Source organism: Pradoshia sp. Z6_59 (genome assembly GCF_058267515.1).
The window spans coordinates 59261-83086 of sequence record NZ_JBZCPP010000003.1; the positions used below are offsets into that span (position 1 = coordinate 59261).

Annotated in this window: 20 protein-coding genes and 1 other annotated feature; of the genes, 13 read left to right on the forward strand and 7 right to left on the reverse strand. The window is 38.2% G+C overall.

Annotation, left to right across the window (positions count from 1 at the left end; translation table 11 throughout):
• Positions 1 to 70: 70 nt before the first annotated feature.
• Positions 71 to 345, forward strand: a binding site (T-box leader).
• A gap of 47 nt (positions 346 to 392) precedes the next feature.
• Entirely contained in the window at positions 393 to 1241 is an 849-nt protein-coding gene (locus tag AC4D4B_RS04380; RefSeq protein ID WP_490999364.1) for an SAM hydrolase/SAM-dependent halogenase family protein, read from the forward strand.
• Between the two features lie 167 nt (positions 1242 to 1408).
• Here the strand turns inward: AC4D4B_RS04380 and AC4D4B_RS04385 are convergent, their stop codons facing one another.
• The 4 genes from AC4D4B_RS04385 to AC4D4B_RS04400 all read right to left on the reverse strand — a co-directional run bounded on the left by AC4D4B_RS04385 (position 1409) and on the right by AC4D4B_RS04400 (position 5915).
• Positions 1409 to 2047, reverse strand: a complete 639-nt coding sequence (locus AC4D4B_RS04385; protein WP_490999248.1) for a hypothetical protein — start codon at positions 2045 to 2047, stop codon at positions 1409 to 1411.
• Between the two features lie 152 nt (positions 2048 to 2199).
• Entirely contained in the window at positions 2200 to 2880 is a 681-nt protein-coding gene (locus AC4D4B_RS04390; RefSeq protein ID WP_490999249.1) for a hypothetical protein, read from the reverse strand.
• Positions 2881 to 3033: 153 nt separating this feature from the next.
• Positions 3034 to 4638: a glycoside hydrolase family 43 protein gene (locus tag AC4D4B_RS04395; protein WP_490999250.1), complete on the reverse strand. Its 1605-nt coding sequence runs from the start codon at positions 4636 to 4638 to the stop codon at positions 3034 to 3036.
• Positions 4639 to 4715: 77 nt separating this feature from the next.
• Positions 4716 to 5915, reverse strand: a complete 1200-nt coding sequence (locus AC4D4B_RS04400; protein WP_490994856.1) for an ROK family transcriptional regulator — start codon at positions 5913 to 5915, stop codon at positions 4716 to 4718.
• A gap of 138 nt (positions 5916 to 6053) precedes the next feature.
• Here AC4D4B_RS04400 and AC4D4B_RS04405 point away from each other — a divergent pair, with 138 nt between their 5' ends.
• From AC4D4B_RS04405 to AC4D4B_RS04415, 3 genes are all read left to right on the forward strand, one after another.
• Entirely contained in the window at positions 6054 to 7349 is a 1296-nt protein-coding gene (locus tag AC4D4B_RS04405; protein WP_490994855.1) for an extracellular solute-binding protein, read from the forward strand.
• A gap of 70 nt (positions 7350 to 7419) precedes the next feature.
• Positions 7420 to 8298, forward strand: a complete 879-nt coding sequence (locus AC4D4B_RS04410) for a carbohydrate ABC transporter permease (RefSeq protein ID WP_066106306.1) — start codon at positions 7420 to 7422, stop codon at positions 8296 to 8298.
• A 16-nt stretch (positions 8299 to 8314) separates the two neighbouring features.
• Entirely contained in the window at positions 8315 to 9136 is an 822-nt protein-coding gene (locus tag AC4D4B_RS04415; RefSeq protein ID WP_490994854.1) for a carbohydrate ABC transporter permease, read from the forward strand.
• 138 nt (positions 9137 to 9274) lie between these two features.
• Here the strand turns inward: AC4D4B_RS04415 and AC4D4B_RS04420 are convergent, their stop codons facing one another.
• Positions 9275 to 9907, reverse strand: coding sequence for a YesL family protein (locus tag AC4D4B_RS04420; protein WP_490999251.1), 633 nt, complete (start codon positions 9905 to 9907; stop codon positions 9275 to 9277).
• A gap of 174 nt (positions 9908 to 10081) precedes the next feature.
• Positions 10082 to 10918, reverse strand: coding sequence for a TetR/AcrR family transcriptional regulator (locus tag AC4D4B_RS04425; protein WP_490999252.1), 837 nt, complete (start codon positions 10916 to 10918; stop codon positions 10082 to 10084).
• A gap of 111 nt (positions 10919 to 11029) precedes the next feature.
• Here AC4D4B_RS04425 and AC4D4B_RS04430 point away from each other — a divergent pair, with 111 nt between their 5' ends.
• The 6 genes from AC4D4B_RS04430 (at position 11030) to nagE (ending at position 19518) form a co-directional block, all read left to right on the forward strand.
• Positions 11030 to 14128, forward strand: coding sequence for an efflux RND transporter permease subunit (locus AC4D4B_RS04430; protein ID WP_490999253.1), 3099 nt, complete (start codon positions 11030 to 11032; stop codon positions 14126 to 14128).
• Between the two features lie 138 nt (positions 14129 to 14266).
• A complete protein-coding gene (locus AC4D4B_RS04435) occupies positions 14267 to 15112 on the forward strand; it encodes an aldose epimerase family protein (protein ID WP_490999254.1) in 846 nt (281 codons plus the stop codon).
• A 156-nt stretch (positions 15113 to 15268) separates the two neighbouring features.
• Positions 15269 to 15787 carry a PH domain-containing protein gene (locus AC4D4B_RS04440; protein WP_490999255.1) on the forward strand — a complete coding sequence of 173 codons (519 nt, stop codon included), beginning with the start codon at positions 15269 to 15271 and terminating at the stop codon, positions 15785 to 15787.
• Positions 15784 to 17226, forward strand: coding sequence for a PH domain-containing protein (locus AC4D4B_RS04445; protein ID WP_490999256.1), 1443 nt, complete (start codon positions 15784 to 15786; stop codon positions 17224 to 17226). The genes AC4D4B_RS04440 and AC4D4B_RS04445 overlap by 4 nt, the downstream gene beginning before the upstream one ends.
• Positions 17227 to 17450: 224 nt before the next feature.
• Complete coding sequence (locus tag AC4D4B_RS04450; RefSeq protein WP_490999257.1) at positions 17451 to 17921, forward strand: PTS sugar transporter subunit IIA; 471 nt, start codon at positions 17451 to 17453, stop codon at positions 17919 to 17921.
• 142 nt (positions 17922 to 18063) lie between these two features.
• Entirely contained in the window at positions 18064 to 19518 is a 1455-nt protein-coding gene (nagE, locus tag AC4D4B_RS04455) for an N-acetylglucosamine-specific PTS transporter subunit IIBC (RefSeq protein WP_490994846.1), read from the forward strand.
• A 220-nt stretch (positions 19519 to 19738) separates the two neighbouring features.
• Here nagE and AC4D4B_RS04460 read toward each other — a convergent pair whose 3' ends face one another.
• Positions 19739 to 20566 (reverse strand): PRD domain-containing protein, encoded by an 828-nt coding sequence (locus tag AC4D4B_RS04460; protein WP_490994845.1) that lies wholly within the window; start codon positions 20564 to 20566, stop codon positions 19739 to 19741.
• A gap of 227 nt (positions 20567 to 20793) precedes the next feature.
• Here AC4D4B_RS04460 and AC4D4B_RS04465 point away from each other — a divergent pair, with 227 nt between their 5' ends.
• The 3 genes from AC4D4B_RS04465 (at position 20794) to cypC (ending at position 23758) form a co-directional block, all read left to right on the forward strand.
• Positions 20794 to 21963, forward strand: a complete 1170-nt coding sequence (locus AC4D4B_RS04465; RefSeq protein WP_490999258.1) for an iron-containing alcohol dehydrogenase — start codon at positions 20794 to 20796, stop codon at positions 21961 to 21963.
• Positions 21956 to 22354, forward strand: a complete 399-nt coding sequence (locus AC4D4B_RS04470) for an acyl-CoA thioesterase (protein ID WP_490999259.1) — start codon at positions 21956 to 21958, stop codon at positions 22352 to 22354. Before AC4D4B_RS04465 ends, AC4D4B_RS04470 begins: the two co-directional genes overlap by 8 nt.
• A gap of 147 nt (positions 22355 to 22501) precedes the next feature.
• The gene (gene cypC, locus AC4D4B_RS04475) at positions 22502 to 23758 is read left to right on the forward strand and encodes a CYP152 family fatty-acid peroxygenase CypC (RefSeq protein WP_490999260.1); all 1257 of its coding nucleotides are present in this window, start codon (positions 22502 to 22504) and stop codon (positions 23756 to 23758) included.
• Positions 23759 to 23826 lie beyond the last annotated feature (68 nt).

The following is a 23826-nucleotide window of genomic DNA, read 5'->3' on the forward strand; positions in this document are numbered from 1 at the left end:
TATAGTTTTTGATAATGGCTATTGACAAAATATACTCAACCTCTTTATAATTTAATTATTTTAAATATTCAAAAAGGCGTTGAAGAGAAGAGTAAATTCTGGATATTTCCCTTTTAGAGAGCTTCGGAAGCTGAAAAGGAGCGGGAAGTACCATTATTGAAAATGGCCTCTGAGCCTCGTGCTGAAAGTATAATTTAGTATATGAGTAGGTTTCGGCGAGATTTGGTACTCGTTATCCATACCAGAGTGTAGGAAACGTTGAGTCGTTTTTGCACTTACGAAGGCTGTTTATGTGAGTAAGCAGTGAATTAAGGTGGAACCACGTGAAGTCACCACGTCCTTATCATGGTAAGGACGTGGTGTTTTTTATTTTGGACAAAGAAATGGGTGGGATGAAGTTGAAACGTTTATTAGTTTTTCAATCAGATTTTGGATTAAGTGATGGGGCTGTAAGTGCTATGTATGGAGTGGCGCTTTCTGTTGATCCTTCTTTAAAGATTAGTAACAATACGCATGATATTCCAACGTTTAATATATGGGAAGGCTCATACCGTCTATTGCAGGCTATCTTATATTGGCCGGAAGGAACTGTGTTTGTATCGGTAGTTGATCCGGGTGTAGGGTGCGATCGCCGAAGCATCGTTGCCAAGACCTCTGGTGGACACTATGTGGTCACACCTGATAACGGTACCCTATCCCATATCAAAAATAAAATTGGCATCACGGAAGCAAGAGTGATAGACGAGAAGGTAAATCGTTTGCCGCGTTCAGGAGAATCCTACACTTTCCATGGGCGTGATGTTTATGCGTATACAGGGGCAAGGATTGCGGCTGGGGTTATCAGTTTTGAGGAAGTGGGGCCGGAAATTTCTGTTGATTCCCTTATTGAGCTACCTCTTTATGAGGCATACATACATGATCATAAGATTACGGGCATTATTGAAATTCTTGATATTCGGTTTGGGAATCTGTGGACGAATATTTCGCGAGAGCTGTTTAGGGAACTGGAAATTTCACTGGGAGATAGGGTCTGGGTTCAAATTGAAAAGGATGGAACAGTGTGGTATGAGGAAGAGGTTGTATATGGCAGATCTTTTGCAGACAGTGCATTAGAGGAAGCCATTCTTTATGTTAATTCGCTTGATAATCTGGGGCTGGCTCTCAATCAGAAATCATTTGCTGATACTTATCACATTAGTACGGGCAGTAATTGGCGCATTACTATTCGTAAAACACCATAATTGAGGAAGGGTTGTTTACCTTCCTTCTGGCATTCCAAATTACATCGAATGATATTTCTTATGCATTTTAAAGCTTGATGAGTGTGTTGTATAGGCATTGGTTTAACTTAGGTTACATATTTTACTGATAGTGTTGATCTGTTTTGATATACTGCTTTCAGCTAATGCTAAAATTGCATTTCGATGGAGTTAATTCTTTTTGATTCGTCTATCCACAGACAAAGGGTTTGTGTGTGATGAGAGAAATAACGCAGAGCGTGAGAATCTTTAAGGGAATCATTCAGAATCCAATTTGAGAGTTGAAAACCAAATGAAGGGGTTTCTGTGTTGGCTTTTAAATAGGCTAGTACTTCATCGAACTCCTTGTCTTTGTAGGAGTCGATATATTCTGGAATTACTCTGTACGGATTTGAAGGTGAGTACTGAACTTGTTGAAGTTGTTTACTTTGCGGAAAAAGGCTCCTAATAACAGGATTTATAGGATTAGACATGAAATGTTTTAAAGAATCATCATTGGGCTTAGCCAACATGACCTCAATCGGTTTATCATTCATCAGAAATACTTTTCGCTCATCGAAGTGCAGGATGATTTCTCGCAGCTCCTTATCCTTGATAAGGTCGTTTTTTATCGGAAAATAAGTAACGCTATCTCTCAACTGTGCGCTTAATAGTAGGAAAAATTGCGTCAGAATGGAATAGTGTTTTTGTATTCCATTACCATCAATGAATTTGGATCTAAAAAGTGGTAGGCTGTCCACTTCTTCATCAACAAAAAGGTCTCCATAAAAAGGTTCTAGCCAATCCAAATGAACTCCTCCAATAACTATGATTTATTTTATTGTCTTATATTTCCTTTAAATGCGCATCTGTTATTTATCATAAATGGAGTTTAACCTAATAAGAAATAGAGCTTTAAAGAGACCAAGCTGACTTTCATTGGCTTGGTCTCCTTGGATATTTAACCGGGAGCCAGTCTTTTTTCGCCCTGATAACGATCCTGATATCTTTTTGTAAATACAAGAGAGATGAGTAAGATTAACTCAAACGTATTGGTGATTGCGCCGCTTTCAATTGGGATCTTGACCATACTTCCGATAATCATAAGTGCGGTCCCAACAAACATCCAATACCAACCTGTTCTTTTCCAAAGAATAATGGATGAGACAAGGATAGCCATGGTGACCATTAAAATCATGATTGGCGGTCCTTGAGGGGAACTGGTTGAAGTATAGCTTAGAATTCCATAGCTTTTTTCTGCCTTTAGTGAGAGATCCCACACAACTGTAAATAGTTCTATCAAAAAAGCAATTAGTGTAAAGGTAACTGTAATAAGTAAGGCTGAGGTTGTATTCGCCCACTTGACCCCAGCACGTTTAAGTACATCCCAGGAAAACATAATTAACAACGGTGTAAAAATCGCATGCATCCAGAAACGAGCCGCACTCAAAATCTCCAAAACTTTCCCCTCGCCAATCCACTTTCCAATGCCAAGGATGGCATTATCATAGATGAGCGGTACAATAACCAGAATCAATACATTCGATACTATGCTAACACCGCTCTTTTTTATGGATTGAAGCATCATAATGAGCAAGCCGGCATAAAAACAAGCAAACAGTATATACAAAAATGTATCCATCAGAAACCTCCTCGTTATCCTATACCTTTCCTAAAATAGTAAGGACTTAAACATAGGAAATTTGCATACGATGCATTTATACATGAGAAAAGAGGATATCCGGTCTGGATATCCCCTCTTAAGCTAAAGCAGTCTATTTTACCCCTACGAAAATTATTCATTGACCTTATAAGTAAAGTAATCAAAATCCGCAGGCTTGCTTTCTCCAGATGTATCCTGGCACTGCATGCCTACAAATGCTCCAGTAAAGAATCCTCCTCCGCGGATATAATCATCCGATAGTTTATAAGAGTATAAGGTTACCGGGATTTGTGTCCAAGCTTCTCCGTCGAATGAATAGGAGTAGTGATACGTGTTTGTTTGGACTTCGGAACGTATATAAACATATTCGACTTCATCCGGTACCGGAATTTCATTACCTCTCAATGGTCGATCAAAGGTGAAATTATCACAAACGCTTAAATCTAGAACTCTACCTTTCTCTTCGTGCCATGTAAGCTGAAGGGCGCTCCAATTTTCTGTGTTGTAATAGTTTACTAAGCCGGCAGCCTGCTGGAAAGTGTCCGGGTTAAAAGCCAATTTAGTTTCTGCTGTAAAGTTAAAATGCTGCCAGCGTCTTGCTACAAAAGCCTGTGTGAATTTTGAAGTGAGTGATTCTTTACCGTACAAGCGTAAATGACCTGGTTTGTCTTCCAATGAGAGATGATCTCCTAACGGAATCCGTAAAGTTTGGAAGTTAATATTCAATGATTTCTCGTTAAAATCATCTTTTTCAGGGTAGTCTTTTTCCCATTTTACTTCCTCCATCTTAGGACCTTCTATTTCAAGAGAAGGCTGATTACCGCCCACTACATATGGCCAATCGTTCTCCCATGTTAATCGTTGAATGGCTGTTTCACGTCCGAGCGGACAAAATCCCCTTGGATCCAGTAATGCCTGATTCTCTTTAGGAAGAGGGCGTCCGGTTAAATGGACTAAAAACCATTCATCTGTATGAGTGTGAACGATAGAAGCATGGCCCGCTTTTTGTAATGGATTTCTTGGATAAGGAAACGATGTAATTAACGGATTTTCCGGATGTACTTCATATGGTCCATCAATCGTTTTGGAGCGGGCAATGGTTGCCTGGTGATCATATTTTGTTCCACCCTCGGCCGTTAATAGATAATAGTATCCATTCCATTTATATAAGTGCGGAGCTTCTGTCAGTTTGATGTCGGTCCCTTTAAAGATTACTTTTTTATCTCCAACTAACTTTTTCTCTTCTACACTATATTCCTGAAGTACAATTCCATAGAAACTATGGTTTCCAAGACGATGATCCCAGACCATATTCACAAGATATTTCTTGCCGTCAGCATCATGAAATAAAGATGGATCAAAGCCAGAGCTATTAAGATGGATTGGATCAGACCATTCGCCATCAATCGTTTCGCAGGTACTGAGATAATTATGGCTGTCTTTCCACTGTCCGCCTGTCACCTTAACATCCGTATAAATGAGCCAGAACTTCCCATCATGGTAGGAGAGAGCAGGAGCCCAGATACCGCCTGAATCAGGATTTCCCATCATATTTAATTGGCTTAATCGATTTAATGGACGAGAAACTAATGACCAATTTTTTAAATCCTTAGAGTGATAAATACCTACTCCCGGGAACCACTCAAACGTAGAAACGGCAATATAATAATCTTCGTCACGTCTGCAAATACTTGGATCAGGGTTAAAGCCAGTTAAAATAGGGTTTTGAATTTTCATTTTGTATCCTCCTTAATATATAAAAATAGAAGCGCTTTCATAAATATGAAATTTGATTATGTCAGCAAAGAAAGCAGCTAATATTGATCCACCAATGGATAGGTTTGAATACTTTGATGATACAAATCGTTATTTAAGAAATGTTCAGTTGAAAAAGCAGCTACGCCCAAAGCGCATGAATGACTCGCTAGACTTGAATATTGAATATGTAAGTTCTTTTGATGATTAGACAGTGAATGATTTTTTATGGTATCTACTAAGGAAGAGTGAATCCATTTTTTACAGGCGGCCAGGCGATTGCCAAGAATAACTTGATTAGGGTTAAAAATATTAATGATATTATTAATGCCAATCCCAATCGATTTCCCTATATCACTGAATAATTCAATTGCTGTAGGGTCTTCATTTTCGGCAAGATCAATTAAGTGTTCGAGTGTAATGGTGGGATCATTCATCATGAGCTTCGCCTGACTGACCAGGGATCTCTCTGATGCATATAATTCCCAGCATCCATGGTCTCCGCACCGGCATTTCTCTCCGTTTCTTTCAATCGTCATGTGACCGAGCTCCCCTGAAAGTCCATTATTACCCTGATAAAGTTGGTTATCCAGGATTAAGCCGCCTCCGATTCCAAATCCAATACTGATGTATATCATGTTGGTGAAATTTATTCCGACACCAAAATTTTTTTCGCCATATGCCCCACAGTTCGCTTCATTCTCAACTGTAACAGGTACACAGTATTTTTTTGCGACCATATTTTTTAAATCGATGTTTTTCCAATTTAGATTAGGAGCCATTAAAATTCTTCCGGTTGTATCGACCGTGCCTGGTACACCAATACCAATCCCGACTAAACCATATGGCGAATCAGGTATGGAAGCAACCATACAATCAATCATTTCATACAGTCTTTTTTTAATATCTTCATAGGTTAGTTCCTGGAATTTTATCAGTTTTTCTTTGTGGATTTTCCCCTGCAGGTTAGTCACGATTCCTAAAATATAGTTAACTCCAAGATCAATTCCTATGGAATAGCCTGCATTTTCATTGAATAATAACATAACTGGCCGTCTGCCCCCGTTAGATTTGCCGGGTCCGGATTCAGATACGAGCTGTTCCTCTATAAGCTCGGAAACCAATGAAGAGACTGTTCCTTTATTAAGGCCGGTTTTATTGGCCACATCTGTTCGTGATAAAGGAGGAGATTCTTTAATGACATGCATGACCAAAGACTTATTTTCTTTTTTAACAACCTGTTGATTATACGTTTTCAATGGTCCGCCTCATTTCTATCACATTTACTATAATAGTAACATCTAATACTTTGTTTATCTAGTAGACAAACAAAGTTTTCCATGATATTCTAAATTTAAGTTTACTAGTAAGTCAAATTAACTATTGGGGGTTTAATTATGCGTAAAAAGAAAGCGTTTTCTTTTCTTGCTGGGTTCTTGGCCTTATTTTTAGTTCTAGCGGGATGTTCGTCAGAAACCGAAAAGTCAAACAGTGATGGAAAGAAAGTTGTTAAGTTTATGCACCTATGGCCGGAAGGAAGCTCTAAACAACATCATGAAATTGTTCAGAAAATCGTTGCGGATTATGAGAAGGAACATAAGGATGTTAAGGTTGAGCTTGAAGTACTTAGCAATGAACAATACAAGGATAAGATTAAAGTTTTATCTGCTTCCAATGAACTTCCTGATGTGGGAATGACATGGTCAGCAGGATACCTTCAACCATATGTGGAAGGCAAAAAGTTTGCGCCACTGGATGACATTCTAGAAGGAGATTTAAAGGATTCTTTTGTAGCTGGTACTTCGGAAGCTTACCAAATCGATGGTAAAACGTACGGTCTGCCACTGGAACTTAATATAGCCTCTGTCTTCTATAATAAGAAAATGTTTAAGGATAATGGCTTAGAAGCTCCAAAAACATTTGATGAGTTAGTAAAGGCCGCAAAAACTCTTGATAAAAATGGAGTTGAGCCAATTGCACTAGGTAATAAGGATAAATGGACTGGTTCATTATGGTATATGTATTTAGCGGATCGAATTGGCGGGACTGAAGCATTGAAAGGTGCCATTGATCGTTCAGGTTCTTTCGAAGATCCAGCGCTTGTATCTGCCGCTGAAAAAGTACAGGAATTAGTTGATGCAAATGGATTTGTAAACGGATTCAACGGTTTATCTGATGAAGAAGCAAAAAGTATGTTCATGAACAGCCAAGCCGCTATGTATCTAATTGCTACATGGGATTTGCCAAACTACACAACAAATCCGGATGTACCTCAGGAATTTAAAGATCAGGTTGGTTTCTTTGACTTCCCATCTGTTGATGGAAAAGGGGATATGAACAGTTATGTTGGTGGACCTGGAGTTGGATTGTTTGTTTCTGAGGACTCTAAAGTAAAAGAAGAGGCGAAGGATTTCGTATCTTACTTTGTTCAGCAGTGGGGAGAAAAATCTGTCACGGATGCCGGCGTAATACCAGCTACTAAAATTGATGCTGAGAAGCTTGATTTGCCGCAAATGTATGTAGATGTTTTAGGGAAATTAAATAAAGCAACTAATATTACCTTATATGCGGATGTACAATTAAGCTCCGATGCAGCACAGGTTCACTTAGATCAAATTCAAGCTTTATTCGGCAAGGAAACAACTCCAGAGAAATTTGCAAAAGAGCATGAAAAGGCGCTTTCTTCAAAGTAAAACGACAAAGGAAAAAGGATTCATCCTGATACGATGAATCCTTTTCCTACATACAGATGAGGTGGTTTTTATGAATAAGGTGATGTCCAATAAGTGGATTATAGCTATGTATATTCTGCCGGCTTTGTTATTGGTCAGTGTACTGATTTTTATCCCGCTTATTTTGACAGGTTATTATGGGCTTATGGATTGGGATGGCATTGGAGCCATGAAGTTTATTGGTTTGGAGAACTATATAAATGCAATCCAGGACGCGAAATTTTGGGATAGTGCCTGGCATTCCATTTTACTGGCTATCTTTTCAACATTGAGTTTAGTTATCTATTTAGCTATATCTCTCATTCTTGCTTCCAAAATAAAAGGGGCAAATTTATTAAGGAAAATTTATTTGATTCCTATGCTGCTATCTTCAGTGGCTATTGCGCAGCTTTGGATTAAAGTGTTCAATCCATCGAACGGAATATTAAATACGATATTGGTTTGGTTTGGGGTTGAAAATCCACCTTTATGGTTATCTGATACATCTATCGTTTTATATGCTATTTTTATCCCCATCCTATGGCAGTATGCTGGATTTTATATCTTGATTTATTATGCAGCCCTAAAAAATATACCTGAATCTTTAATTGAAGCAGCAAAAATAGACGGTGCTACTCCATGGCAGATTGCCATGAAGATTAAATTGCCGCTGATCATGGGAGTTGTAAAAGTTACAATTGTACTGGCTATTGTTGGTTCACTTAAATATTTCGATCTTATTTATGTTATGACAGGTGGAGGTCCGAACGGATCCAGTGAAGTAATGGCATCCTATATGTATAAGCTGGCTTTCTCATCCTCTAATTTTGGTTACGGCAGTGCAATTGGCTTCCTGTTACTCGTCATTACGTTAATTGTGACGTTTATTATCAATAAACTGACTGCATCCAAGGAAGAAATCCAATATTAGATAGGAGAGGAAAAGAATGGCTCGTTTTGGAAAAATAGTGTTATATATTTGTTTGACAGTGGTTGCGGTCTTTCAGGTGTTCCCAATTATTTGGCTTTTCCTGTTTTCATTAAAGAGCAATCAGGAGATATTTGCGGGTTCGCCATTTGCTCTTCCCTCCGAATTTAGATGGGAAAACTATTTGAAGGTTTGGGATGGTGGCATAGGATTATACTTTTTTAATAGTATTTGGATTACAGGTGTTGCCATCGTTTTAACGGTTCTTTTTGCAAGTATGGCAACTTATGCAATTACAAGAATGCACTGGAAATACAGTAAACTTGTATTAGGATTATTTATGATCGGGTTGATGATTCCGATTCATTCAGCGTTAATTCCTTTGTTTAATATGTTTTTGAACGTGAACTTAATTGATAATCCATGGTCGATTGTTCTTACCTATACGGCTTATAATTTGCCAATTACTATGATGATTCTGCTTGGCTTCTATACTACATTGCCAAGAGAAATTGAAGAGGCTGCGATCATAGATGGAAGCTCAATCAACCGGATGTTTTTCCGAATTGTTCTGCCCATGTCCATGCCTATTATGTCAACTACAGTTATCATCAATATGATTTACAATTGGAATGAATTCGTTTTTGTTAATACATTTATCAGCTCTGATAAATATAAAACCTTAACAGTCGGCATTCAGAATTTTATTGGACAGTATATGACTGACTGGGGTGCCATCGGTGCCACATTAATTATCAGTTTCCTACCATTATTGCTTGCCTTTATTTTCTTCAGTAATAAAGTAATTGAAGGATTATCAGCTAGCGCAGTAAAAGGATAATAGGATAATCCAAAGCGACATACACCTGGCATGGGGAGTATGTCGTTTTTATGGTTATGGAATTTATTCAATGAAATCAATAAAAGCACAAGTGCGATAAGGGAGCATTTGTGCTTTGTTTTTAATTAACTGATAGAGTTATAAATCAGTTTGTTTTATTTTGTTGTTTGCCTCTAAACGTTTGAAAGAGGAGGAGGCTAGCCATGAAGTAATAAAGGAATAAAAGCTTAAACCAAAAATAAATGCAAGTGCAGGGAAGATGAACGAGATGATTGAAAATGCAACAAGGCAAATGACCATCATGATGATTTGAATCGGGCTAATTAACATAATGAAAAACGCTTGTTTATAAATGGATCGTACCGGTAAATCATAATGAGCGAACACTGGAAATAGGTAAAACAGTAAGAAGATAAAAAATAGAATACAAGCAAATATCGGGATATGAGTCCAGGTCATAAGCTTGCTTGCCTCACTCTGTATGTAAAAAAGATCAATACCTATCAATAAAAAGATAATGGATGTATAAATTCCTAAATGATTACTTTTCCAAAAGTCTTTTTTGTAATAGGACCAAAAAGTATGGAACACAGGTACATCTGAATTCCCTCTTAACCATTCTCTCATTACAGAAAACATGGCTGTAGTAGCGGGGTATATCCCTAAAACAATTACACCGACCATCGTAAATAAAAACCATAAGATATTTACATAAGCAAACCTCATAACCCATTCCAATATGGTATAAAGGCTGTTTCCTAAATCCTTCAATTATGAAAACCCCTCCTTGGTGAAACCCTCTTATTCTATATATTATACTGCAATATCGGCAGGGTGTAATAAACATAAATGGAATAATTAGAACATTTCATAAATCAATACCTAAAATAAAAATCCCAAGCATCTCTGTGTTTGGGATTAATGAATAATTGCGGTTACTAAAATTTATTGTAATGTCTCCAAATATGTTTCATATAAATAAGCAGTCCATTTAGTGTGGGAATTTGCCTTTAAGTTTTTTAGTAGGCCTTGAATGATGACTCCTGGATATTGGGGGTTCAATAAATCATCTTTTAATAGCTCTAATGATTGCTGTACGGTTAGATCTGATATTTCATCCTTTTTTGCCGTAAGCAGATCAGCCAGTTCTCCCTTGGTAGGAATGATTGATTTTGAGCTTGTATAGGTTAAATATTCTGCTGAAATTAGCGGAATGGTTGCTTGATTGGCTAGAATGGTTACTTTTTCAACTAAAGAATTGCAAAGAATATTAAGCTCAAAAGGATAATTTGATATGAAAAATAGCTCTGCATATAGTTTAGAGAAACTTTTAATCGTATAAACCAAATCTGGCCGCATCGAATCATCCACATTTGGAAATTGTCGGTCAACTATAGTGAATATGATAGAATTCATAAATTGGTCATATTTTGCTAACTGTTCAAATAGTTCCATACTACAGGAGGTAAATTGTTCTGTTATTAAAACCTTTGCAAAGTTAGAATGGCTTTGATACGAACTAAAAATATTAAAATAAAAATGATAAAGCAGTGAATGGTCTGGATTAGATTCACTGACCGATTGTTCAATATTGGCTGCCATATCACTCAGAAAGTAATCAATCAGTGCAAACACTAATTCATCCTTCGACTTATATGATAGATAGAATGCGCCTTTTGAGATTCCGCAGACCTCCGTTATTTGTTGAACAGATGTTGCTTCAATCCCATTTTTTGCGAAAAGCTCAAAAGCCTTTTCCATTATTAATTGTTTTTTAACCATGCCGACACTCCTGTTCATTTAGTTGACATCTGACCAACCAGTCATTATTATAAATAAATGTAGGAATTGAGTCAATTGTTAGAATCTTTTTAGTAAAAGGAAGGTGTAAGGGTGAAGGGGTTAGTCAACTTTGTTTTAGGAAATAAACTGGCTGTGTGGCTATTAACGATTATTATTACAGCCTCAGGAATCTATTCAGGCACAAGAATGAAAATGGAGTCTATTCCAGATATATCTATTCCATACTTAATTGTTATGGGTGTATATCCAGGTGCTGCTCCAGAGCAAGTAATGAATGAAGTCTCCATTCCAATGGAGAAGGCGATAGAAGGACTTGAAGATGTCAATGCCGTATATTCCAATTCATCATCCAGTGTATCTCAGGTTCAGGTAGAGTATGAGTATGGGGTAGATATGGATGAGAAAAAACGTCAGCTGGAATCTGCGATTGATGCAGTAAAAATGCCGGAGGATGCTGAAGAACCATCCATCATGGCAATCAGTATGAATATGATGCCAATTCTTTCTTTATCCATCAGCAGCGGGGAAGAGGACATTGTAGATTTAACCTCAACTGTTGAAGATACAATTCTGCCTAAAATTGAAGATATTGATGGTGTAGCTTCTGCAACTATCACAGGGCAGCATATAGAAGAAGTGAACTTCAGTTACGATCAGGAAAAGATGAAGCAATTGGGACTGACTGAAGACAAAGTGAAGGAAATGATCCAGGCAAGCGATATGGAGCTTTCACTTGGTCTCTATGAGTTTGAGGAAGGCGAAGAAGCGGTTTATGTAGATGGTAAACTTAAAACGGTTGATGACCTGAAAAACATGGTCATTCCAGTTACACCGTCTGCGGAAAACCCAACGCCATTTGTAAAATTAAGTGACATTGCAGAAATTAAAAAAGTTGGTAAAGTGGAATCTGTTTCACGTACAAACGGTAAGGATGCCATTGCGATTCAAATCGTTAAAGGACAAGAAGCAAATACCGTGACAGTCGTGAATGCTGTAAAAGATTTAATTGATGATCAAGAAAAAGCAATCGATGGATTGAAGATTGATGTTACGCTTGATCAGGGTAAACCAATTGAAGACTCTGTATTTACAATGATAGAAAAAGCTTTATTTGGCGGATTAATTGCAATTCTAGTTATCTTGTTATTTTTACGAGATATTAAATCTACGATTATATCCATTATCTCCATACCAGTATCCATTTTCATGGCATTACTGCTCTTGAATTGGATGGATATTACATTAAATATCATGACACTTGGTGCGATTACGGTTGCGATTGGGCGGGTAATTGATGACTCCATTGTCGTGGTGGAAAATATTTATCGAAGAATGCATTTGAAAGAAGAGAAGCTTAGAGGACGTGCGCTAATTCGTGAAGCAACGCTTGAAATGTTCAAGCCGATATTGTCTTCAACATTAGTAACAATCGCAGTATTTGCCCCAATGGTCTTTATTGGTGGTATGGTAGGAGAATTGTTCATGCCATTTGCCCTAACAATGTCATTTGCCTTGATTGCATCGTTAATCGTGGCCATTACAATTGTTCCGGCACTATCTCACTTCTTATTCAGAAAAGGAATATATGGTGACAGAAAAGAAGGTCAGCATAAAGAAGTAGGTAAACTAGCATTATGGTATAAAGGTGTATTGGCGAAGGTGCTGAACCATAAAATCATCACCTCCATTATCGCTGTTGTTCTGCTAGTTGGTTCAATAGCCTTAACACCGTTAATTGGATTCAGCTTTATGGGATCACAGGAAGAGAAAACAATGTATATTACGTACACACCAGCTACTGGTGAGTTACAGGAAGATACATTGAAAAACATTGAGCAAGTCGAAGAGAAATTAATGGACCGGAAAGATATAGATATAATCCAGTTATCCGTAAACGATTCTGATTCTGCTGATATGGCAGCGTCTATGGCTATGGGAGGCGGTGCTGGCGGAGCATTAATGTTCCTCATCTTTGATCCTGATATGGAAAACTTCAGTGAGGCAAAAGAAGAAGTTGAAGAATATCTACTTAATATCGGCCAATCAGGTGAATGGAAGCTGCAAGACTTTGCGGCTATGGGCGGCATGTCATCCAATGAAGTAAGCTACACGATTTACAGTAAGGACTTGGATGATCTGCAGGATGCTGTAAAACAAGTGGAAGGTGCTCTCGGTAATGTGGATGAAGTAGAAGATGTGACTTCGGATGCTGAGGATCCATATGTAGAGCATGTATTAAATGTAGATCAGGCGGATGTCCTGCAATATGGTTTAACTACTGGCCAAATTGTTATGGCACTAAATGCATCTGATCAAAAAGAAGTATTAACGACAGTTGAAAATGATGGCAATGATATAGAGGTAGTCGTTCAACGTGAAGCGAAAGCTGATCCGAAATCAATGGATGACTTACTGAAAACGCCAATACCAACTGCACAGGGTACGGCAATGCCTTTATCCGAGTTAGTGAAAGTTGAAGAAGGCACAACACTCAACACATTAGCTCGTTCCGAAGGTGAGTATTATGCGACTGTGTCTGCAACCATTATCGGTGAAGATGTATCCAAGGCTTCAACTGCAGCAGATGAAGAAGTAGATAAACTCGATTTACCTAAGGGTGTAACGACAGGAGTTGCCGGCGTTGCAGCAGATATGACTGAGACATTTACGCAGCTAGGAGTGGCCATGATTGCAGCAGTTGCGATTGTCTACTTTATCCTAGTTGTCACATTCCGTGAAGGATTGGCTCCGTTTGCCATTCTGTTCTCCTTGCCATTTGCAGTAATAGGTTCATTTGTTGGATTATATCTAACTGATCAAACCATTTCTGTATCTGTTATGATGGGTCTGTTAATGTTAATTGGTATTGTTGTTACAAATGCCATCGTGTTAGTTGACCGTATCATTCACATGGAACGTGAAGGAATGAAGATGCGTGAAGCCATTCTTGAGGCTGGAGCAACAAGATTGCGTCCAATTCTCATGACTGCTATTGCTACAATTGGTGCAATGATACCAATGGCACTCGGTGATGGCGGCGGTGGAGGTCTTGTTTCAAAAGACCTGGCTATTACCGTTATTGGCGGTTTGATTAGTTCCACGCTATTAACTTTAGTAGTAGTACCGATTGTTTATGAGGTACTTTCTAAAATGCTTAAGAAGAATCGTAAGGATATAGTAGAAGACTAAATAACTAAAAACACAGTTTCCTAGCAATCTAGTTTGCTAACGAAACTGTGTTTTTTTGTCTAGCCATTAATCAATATGAGTATGAATTGTGGTATAATTCACAAATATAAATCAATTTAGGTTTAAGGAGTGAACGGAATGACGATGGAAGTAATAGCGGGTTATAACGTAATCGTTCTTACGGAAAAAGCCACAGATTCAAGAGCGGTTTTATGTCCGGAAAGAGGGGGCATCTTAATTCAGCTAACTCTTCATGGAAAGGACATTTTATATTTACAAGAGGAAACGTTTGCGGATCCAGCAAAAAATATCCGTGGAGGAAACCCGGTTCTGTTTCCAATCTGCGGCCCATTACCAAATAATGAATATCAATTAAACGGACATACATATACAATGCGACAGCATGGATTTGCCCGGAATAAAGCTTGGAAAGTAATCGATCAAGCTTCAAATTGGGCTACTTTACAACTGCAGGATGATGAAGAAAGCTTTAAACAATACCCTTTTCATTTTTCTCTAGAATTTACGTATAAATTGGAAGACGGAAAACTAAGTATCTACCAAACCTACAAAAATTTATCATCAGAAACCATGCCATTCTATGCTGGTTTTCACCCTTATTTTAATGCGAATCATTCAAACAGTCGTTATGAAATTCCAGCAACTCAATATGTTGATAATGAAGATGGCATAACAAAAAAGTACGAAGAAAACCTAAAAGATTTACTTATTCAGGATGCTAAGAATTTCAGTCCGGTATCTGAAGGGATATCCAGACTAAGTAATAATCAAGACACTATAGAAGTAGAGTATAGCAACGATTTTACTACTATTGTTGTGTGGTCAGAACGGCCGGATCAATATGTATGTCTTGAACCATGGATGGCACTTCCTAATGGATTTGATCAAAAAGAAGGTGTTGTTCGTTTACCTGCAAACGAAGAGTTACAGGCTAAATGCAGTATCTCAATCAAGCTGGGATAACCCTGAAAGGATACAACTCGGTAAGACTAGTTACCGGGTTTTTTGTTTGATTAAAAGGAATAGAAGGTTTTTTGTCGAAATAAGGGATAGGAGCATTACAGAGTAAATATCTATCTTCACGTATAGATAGGAAAAGATAGGCAGGGATGTGGAGCAATGTATTTAGAGATTCAAGAACCGACGCAGAGAATATCGAAGGATAGTATATTGGTTTGGAGGCTGTCCAATAGCATGGGACACGGGATTACCATTCTTATATTAGGAGTATTATGGTATCTTTCAGAAATGTATGATTGGAAGATATGGATTACATATGGATTAATTGTACTTATTGGTTTAACTGTACTCTCGGCAATCTATTCTATTCTTTTCGAGCCTTATTATAAACATAAAACCTGGAGATACGAGATTGACGAGGAATACGTTCAATTGAAGCGTGGCCATTTTATCGTGGAGCACATTGTGATTCCGATGGCAAAAGTAGAATATGTATCGACACATCAAGGCCCTTTCTTACGAAAGTATCAGCTTTATGATGTTGAAATAGGAACGACAACTACAAATCATACGATTCCAGCCATACCTTCTGAACAAGCGATCGCTTTACGGGAGCAAATTGCAATTTTCGCGAAGGTGAAAGACCTTGATGAAATAGGGATGGAGCAGAAGCTATGAATCAATCTAAGAAAAGACAACATCCTGCCTGGATTCTTATAGAAATTGTTTCATTTATTAAAAGTCTTTTATTTATTATCATCTTTTTATTTATTTTAAATGCTGGTACAGAGACCGGTTGGGTTGTATGGGCGCGATATGCATTTTGGGCTGTTGTTGCTTGGGCCCTTATATACATTCCTTTAAAATGGTATTCAAATACCTATGAATTGAACGAAGAAGCGATCGTTCTTCATGAAGGGGTGTTTGTTAAAAAGCTGCGTACAACAACCTATGAGCGAATTCAGGACCATCATATTCAAACAAACTTTATCCATAAGCTGCTTGGGCTAACAACGATTAAACTTGAAACCGGGACTACGGATGACGAATCGACTCTAATCTTTGAGGCTGTTAGTTCAGAGGAAGCGGATCGCATCCTTGATTTAGTATACAGGAAGAATTCCAATCGGTTAGATGAAGCAAAAGAAGAAGAAGTCATTGAAAAGCAGATCTACTTCCGCTCGACTCAAAAAGATAACTTAAAAGCTGCACTGACATCATTCAGTTTTCTAGCTATTTTCCCGCTTCTGGCAGCTGTTTACTCAAATATTGATGATTTTTTTAATGTAGAGGAATCCACTAAAGCAGTGTTTACCTACTTTATGAATCACTTAGGTTTATTGGTTCCGTTGATTGTAATTGCGCTTCTTCTTTCTTTTGGAATAGGATATATCCAAACTGTCCTCAAGTATGGAAATTATGAAATAGCCGGTGATAATCAAAGGATTTATATTTCTAAAGGAGTGTTAAACAGAAACACTTTTTCCATTCAAAAAAGCAGGGTTCAGGCAATCACGATTAAACAGTCTTTAATCAAGCGTCTTCTGGGAATGGCCGAGGTCAAGGTAGTAAGTGCCGGCCAAACAGAGAGTAGTGAAGAGGAGATTAGTTCACTTTACCCATTTCTGCCAAAGCATGAAGCCTATTCATTAACGAATGAATTATTGCCAGATTATCATATTGAAGAAGAGATGAATCATTTACCGAAGCATGTATTATGGCTAAGGCTCATTCGCCCATATTACTGGACGATTGCTGCTTTAATCGGTCTCTTTTTTTTCAAGAAAGACTGGATTTGGTTGGCAATAGGTGTATTCGTAATTGAGCTGATTCTCCGCTTCCTTAATTATAAATTTACAAGCTATTTGCAAAAAGATGCATTCATCCAGGTACGAAATGGCGGTTTAATTACAGAAACCTTTTTAACCAAACGTAAGAATATCCAGAAAACCGTGAGTAAATATTCATGGCTGCAGCGTAAATTTAACGTGGCTACACTGGAATTCACCAATCGCTCCAAGCCGGTTGTGATTACCTCTTTACCTGATGTACCGAAGGAAGTCGTTGTGGAATTTCATGAATGGTATAAGACTAGTGTAAATATAAAAAGATTGTAAGGGTATACAAATTTCCCTGTAATTTACATGGGGAAAATGATACTATGGAAATAGAAATATTATCTGTCTCACATGTAACTGATACTCTTCAGGCATGGTGGTAAAGTAATAGGTTAGAAATAACCTATTTCTAATTCCGCCATGCCTTTTTTGTTCAATAGGACAGTTTGAAGATTAATTTCTAAATACAAATCATATCTATAGACAGAGAGGAGCAATTAAGAATGGCATTTAATTTTTTTAAGAAGAAAGAGAATAATTTGATGGCACCATTAAATGGTACGGTTATTTCAATTGAAGAGGTTCCTGATCCAGTATTCAGCCAAAAAATGATGGGAGAAGGTATTGCAATTCAGCCTTCAGGCGGCGATGTATATGCGCCTTTTAATGGAGAGGTTATCATGATTGCTCCAACCAAACATGCCATTGCGATCCGCAGTAAATCTGGTATTGAGGTCTTAATTCATATTGGTCTTGAAACCGTTGCCTTAAATGGAGAAGGATTTCAGCCTTCCGTTATAGAAGGAGAACAGGTGAGAGCTGGACAATTGTTGATAGAGGTGGATTGGGCGTATTTAGGGGAGCGAGTTGAAAGTACGGTTACTCCAATTATAGTGATGAATAGCGATAAGGAAATTACCTACGGCAGTAAGGGAACGTGTACACAAGGTGAAACGGTTATTATGACAATCTAAAACTATTTTTTATTATACATGAAAGGAGGTGATGAGAACTTTAGGAAAGTGCATTATTTTGAAAACGTTTTCAAAATCTGGTCAAATGTATGGCTTGAAAGCGTAGTCTAGCTCACTAATTAAAAGAAGCGGAGGGAGTAAAGTGAAGAAGTATATACAAAGGCTGGGCGGCTCGTTAATGTTGCCTGTCGCAGTTTTGCCTGCTGCTGCTATTTTGATGGGACTTGGTTATTGGATTGACCCGGGTGGCTGGGGTGCTGAAAGTCCTGTGGCAGCCTTCTTAATCAAAGCCGGATCATCAATTATTGACAATATTGCAATCCTGTTTGCAGTCGGTGTTGCGCTTGGAATGTCAAAGGATCGGGATGGTTCAGCTGCTTTAAGTGGCTTAGTCGCCTTTTTGGTTGTAACAACCTTGCTGGCACCCGAGACGGTTGCGATGTTAAAGGGGATTGAGGTAGAAAATGTAGCTCCAGGCTTTGATAAAATCAAAAATGCATTTGTCGGAATCATATCAGGTATTATAGCATCTTCCATGTATAACAGATTCAGCCATGTCAAGCTTCCGGATGCATTGGCTTTCTTTAGTGGTAAACGTTTGGTACCGATTATGACAGCCTTAACTATGCTGGTTGTCTCTCTCGTTCTACTATTTGTATGGCCTCCTGTTTATACAGCCCTGATTTCATTTGGTGAAGGTATCTCTAAATTGGGAGCCGTAGGTGCCGGTCTTTACGGATTCTTTAATCGATTACTAATACCAACCGGTTTACACCATGCGTTAAACCAAGTATTCTGGTTTGATGTTGCGGGCATCAATGATATCAGTAACTTCTGGAAAGGTGAAGGTGTGAAAGGTGTAACTGGAATGTATCAGGCCGGATTCTTCCCGGTAATGATGTTTGGGTTACCTGCTGCTGGACTGGCTATGTACCATACGGCGAAAACAAAACATAAGAAACAGATTGCTTCCTTAATGCTTGCTGCAGGCTTTGCTGCATTTTTTACAGGTGTGACGGAACCTCTTGAGTTTGCTTTTATGTTTGCAGCTCCATTATTATACTTAGTCCATGCTGTATTGACAGGAATTTCGCTGGCGGTTGCCGCCACTTTTCATTGGACAGCGGGGTTTGGATTCAGTGCTGGATTGATAGACTTTCTCCTAAGTTTCCAATTACCGCTCGCTAATCAGCCTTATATGCTGATTGTCCAGGGATTAATTTTTGCAGTCATTTATTATTTCTTGTTCCGATTCATTATTGTGAAATTTAATCTTAATACCCCTGGAAGAGGAGAAGAATTGGAGAATGAGGCAAATGGGATGAAAGCTGCAGCGGCCTCTATTGAAAATAAATATGCCAGTTTAGCTGCTGAGATTTATACAGGATTGGGCGGTAAAGAAAATATCGTTTCTGTTGATAATTGTGCAACTCGCCTTAGATTGGAAGTCAAAAACATGGATGCGGTTGATCAAAATAAAATTAAATCGACTGGTGTACCTGGTATTAAGATAACCGGAAGGGAAAGTCTGCAGGTTATCGTCGGTACAAATGTTCAATTTGTTGCTGATGAATTAAAAAAAATAGTGAAGAACTAGTTCATTATCGTCTTTAATGAAAGATACAATTATAGAATTTCAAATGGTTACTATTAAATTGGCACCTTTGCTTCATCTTTTGAAGGCATCTAAAAACAGCCTATAATTTAAAGTAACTCAAGCGAAAGCTCCTTCCAGTCAATATGGAAAGAGCTTTTTTATTATTACAAGCTCATTCATGGGAGAGAAGGGGTCTAAGCTATCAGCATGAATAACAAATTCATCCCTTTCTGCCTTGCAATCTCTCAATATGAATGGTAATATACCCAATTTCCTCAGAAGGAAGATGTATGCCATGCTGTGTAGAAAGATGTTCTGCGATTGTTTTAGCACAATGATAGGAGGAAGGAAACTTATTGCTTATCATGAGCAGCATCTCTTCATCCATTGTTGTTCGCTCAGGATTTTCATCGATTCTATACAGGGTATAGCGGAAATGAGTTATTAAGCGCTCGTAGGAAAGTCCAGTTTCATCTAAGCTGATAGAAAAATAGTCCCGGATCATCTGAACAATTTCATTAATAATAGAAGTTTGACGTAAGGAAACTTGCAAATTTCCAGATGGAATAGATGCCGTATGCAGATGGAGTGCGATAAAGGCAGCTTCATCTATGGGCATTTGTATACCTATTTTCTCCTTAACATGATTGATTGCCCAAATGCCTATGTCAAACTCCTTTTTATATAAAACTCTTATCTCGGGGATAAGTTTATTTTTTATAAATATACCATCTTCATGGCGTTCAATCGCAAACGTAAGATGATCTGCGAGAGCAATAAAGATATGGGGATTTAATTTTACGTGAAGGCAATCCTCAGCATACTGAATAATTTCCTGTGTTAGAATCATATGCTCATTGGGGATTTGGGGTAAAAGCTGATCAAAATGGTCACTGTTTTTGATAACAAACAATTTATCGATTTTATTCCTGTTGATGATATCGTTCTTCCCTTTATTAAATGCAATTCCAGGACCAAGCGCGATTTTTTCCTGATTTTCATCCATGACAATCGCGGCATTATTATTAAGGACTTTCTTGATTTTCATGTATCTTCACCTCCTGAAACCCTTGGCTCATTATTTTTTTATCGATGGGAATGTAGTTACTTCTATCATATTAAAATAGCTAATAGATGTAAAATTTATATTAAATTAGAAGAAAGTGGTGTCATTGTTGGAAAAAATAACAGGAAATAGATCGTTTATAACGAAGTATGTAAAAGAAGTCATTAGATTCTCAGAAATGAGTTATTAATAGATAAAAGGAGGTTGTCATGGCGTTGTCTACTATTAAGTTTCCGGGGGAAACTTTTATTGGCTGGGGTTCAATGGAGAGACTGGATGAAGGTTTGCAATCTATGAAAACTAATAAAATCCTGCTGATCACTGACCAATTATTACTTGATATTGGATTGCTTACACCTTATGTGACTCCATTACAATCAAAATACAAAGTTGAAATTTACACGGATGTGGAGCCAGAGCCGACGCTTGCTTGTGCTCAACGATTGGTTGAGTTTGCAAGAGGAGAAGATTTTGATTGTATTGTTGGTATTGGCGGAGGATCGGTATTGGATTTAGCTAAGCTGGCCGCGGTCATATCTGACAATGAAGGGGATGTTGCCGACTACTTAAATTTAAATGGGGAAAAATCCATCCTCCATAAAGGGAAACCAAAAATATTAATCCCGACCACCTCGGGGACTGGAAGTGAAGTGACGGACATTGCCGTGCTATCGCTTGAAGGAACAAAAGATGTCATTACCCATAAGTATTTGTTGTCTGATCTGGCAATTGTCGATCCAAAGCTGACGGTTTCTGTGCCAAGACGAATTACGGCTGCTACCGGTGTGGATGCTTTGACACATGCAGTAGAATCATATCTTTCAGTCCAAGCGAATGATGTGACGGATGGAATTGCTCTTCAAGCCATTAAGCTTATTGGAGGGGCAATCCGCAGGGCTGTAAAAAATGGTGATAATCTGGAAGCAAGATCAGCAATGAGCCATGGGAGTTATCTGGCTGGCTTGGCCTTTTACAATGCAGGTGTAGCCGGTGTCCATGCACTTGCGTATCCACTGGGAAGCCAATACAAACTGCCCCATGGGGAATCGAACGCTGTATTGCTGCCTTATGTAATGGACTATATAAAGGAAAATTGCCAGGACAAAATGAATCAGCTAGTAACGATACTGGGAGATGAAAAGCAGTCGCCATTCGAGGTGTTTCATCAATTGATAGAGGACGTTGGATTGCCTGTCACATTGAAGGAATATGGTGTGAAGGAAGCTTCGTTGGTAGGATTGACCGATGATGCGAACAAACAGACAAGACTGCTGGCCAGAAGTCCGCTGCCTTTAAATAAGGCTGATATATTGAACATTTATCAGCATGCCTATAAAGGAGTGCCTTTGAGTAGGAGGACAGGAGGCCGGTATGTATAAGAAAACAATCGAACCGAGAGTTTCTGAAACAGATGGCATTGGCCATGTTAATAATACGACGATTCCCATTTGGTTTGAAGCAGCAAGGAACCCGATTTTTAAACTGTTTACTCCTGATCACTCATTTCAGAACTGGAAAATGATTATTCTAAATATGAATATAGATTATAGTAGACAAATATATTTCGGTACAAATGTCGATGTTTACACATGGGTTAAACGCATTGGGAATACAAGCTTGGAGCTGTATGAGGAGATTCACCAGAATGGTCAGGTTTGTGCCAAAGGGACAGCAGTATATGTTAATTTTAATTTGGAGACTCAGAAAACAGAACCTATACCGAAACATTTAAAACTTGAACTTTCTGAGCATGTATATATTGAAAGATGATTAGAGACTTACGGATACGTAAGTCTTATTTCTATTAAGGTAGTTAGTTGATAAAGAACCGGATAGGACTTGCATGAATATTATGTTTATATACTGTTCTGAGGGGTATCCTGTTTTATTATGGACTATATATGAGGAGCTGTTGATATGAAAGGTATAAAAGAAATTCCTCGCGAAAAAACCGTTGATAACACCCTCACCCTATTATCAGAAGGGTATGAATTTATTTCTAACAGGCGAAAACAATTCAATTCAGACATATTTCAGACTCGCCTTCTGGGACAGAAGGTTATTTGCATGTCAGGAGAGGAAGCTGGAAGAGCTTTTTATGACGAAGATCGATTTATTCGTAAACCGGCAATTCCAATGAGAATTCAGAAATCTCTTTTTGGTAAAAATGGTGTACAAACGCTGGATGAAGAAGAACACCGACATCGTAAAGGAATGTTCATGTCGATAATGACACACCAAAGTTTGGACAAACTCCAGGAAATCACAAAAAAGCAATGGATGTCGGTTATCCCAATATGGGAAAAGAGTAAAAAAGTGATTTTAATGGAAGAGGCTAAACAAGTTCTCTACAGGATCGCCTGTGAGTGGGCTGGGGTTCCGATAAAAGAAAAGGAAGTAAAAAAGAGAGCAGAAGAAATGTTTAATTTAGTCGATTCTATTGGTGGAGTGGGTCCAAGATACCAAAAAGGCAGATGGGCAAGAAGAGATTCAGATAAGTGGGTTGCTGATATTATTGGACAAGTACGGGATGGGAAGCTAAGCGCTGAGCCAGGTACTGCTTTATCGATTATAGCTAATCATCGTGATTTGAATGGTGAATTGCTGGAACCGGAATTGGCTGCGGTCGAATTAATTAATATCATTCGACCTGTGGTGGCTAATTGTTATTTTGTTGTATTCTGTGCTATAGCGATGCATGATTATCCGGAGGTACGTAAATTATTGAAAACCAATAATGAAGTGTACAATAAAATGTTTGTACAAGAAGTACGTCGCTATTATCCTTTTGCACCATTTTTAGGAGCCAGAATCCGCAAAGACTTTTATTGGAATGAATATCCGTTCAAAAAAGGAACATTGGTTCTTTTGGATCTATATGGAACCAATCATCATCCTGATCTTTGGGATGATCCAGATACATTTAAGGTTGAGCGATTTAGAGAATGGAAGGACAGTCCATTTGCCTTTATTCCGCAAGGCGGAGGAGATTATGATAAGGGACACCGTTGTGCAGGGGAATGGGCGACCGTCAAGATTTTGCAAACAACTGTTGATTTTCTAGTAAAAGATATTGATTATGAAGTACCCGAACAGGACTTAACAATCAGTAAGACCAGAATTCCAACCTATCCAAAAAGTGGATTTATCATCCAAAACGTAAAAAGTACTTAAATGAAGGGCGCCCAGAATGGGTGTCTTTTTATGTGCTAAAGGAATTATAGGAATTCTCCCGTCTCCTG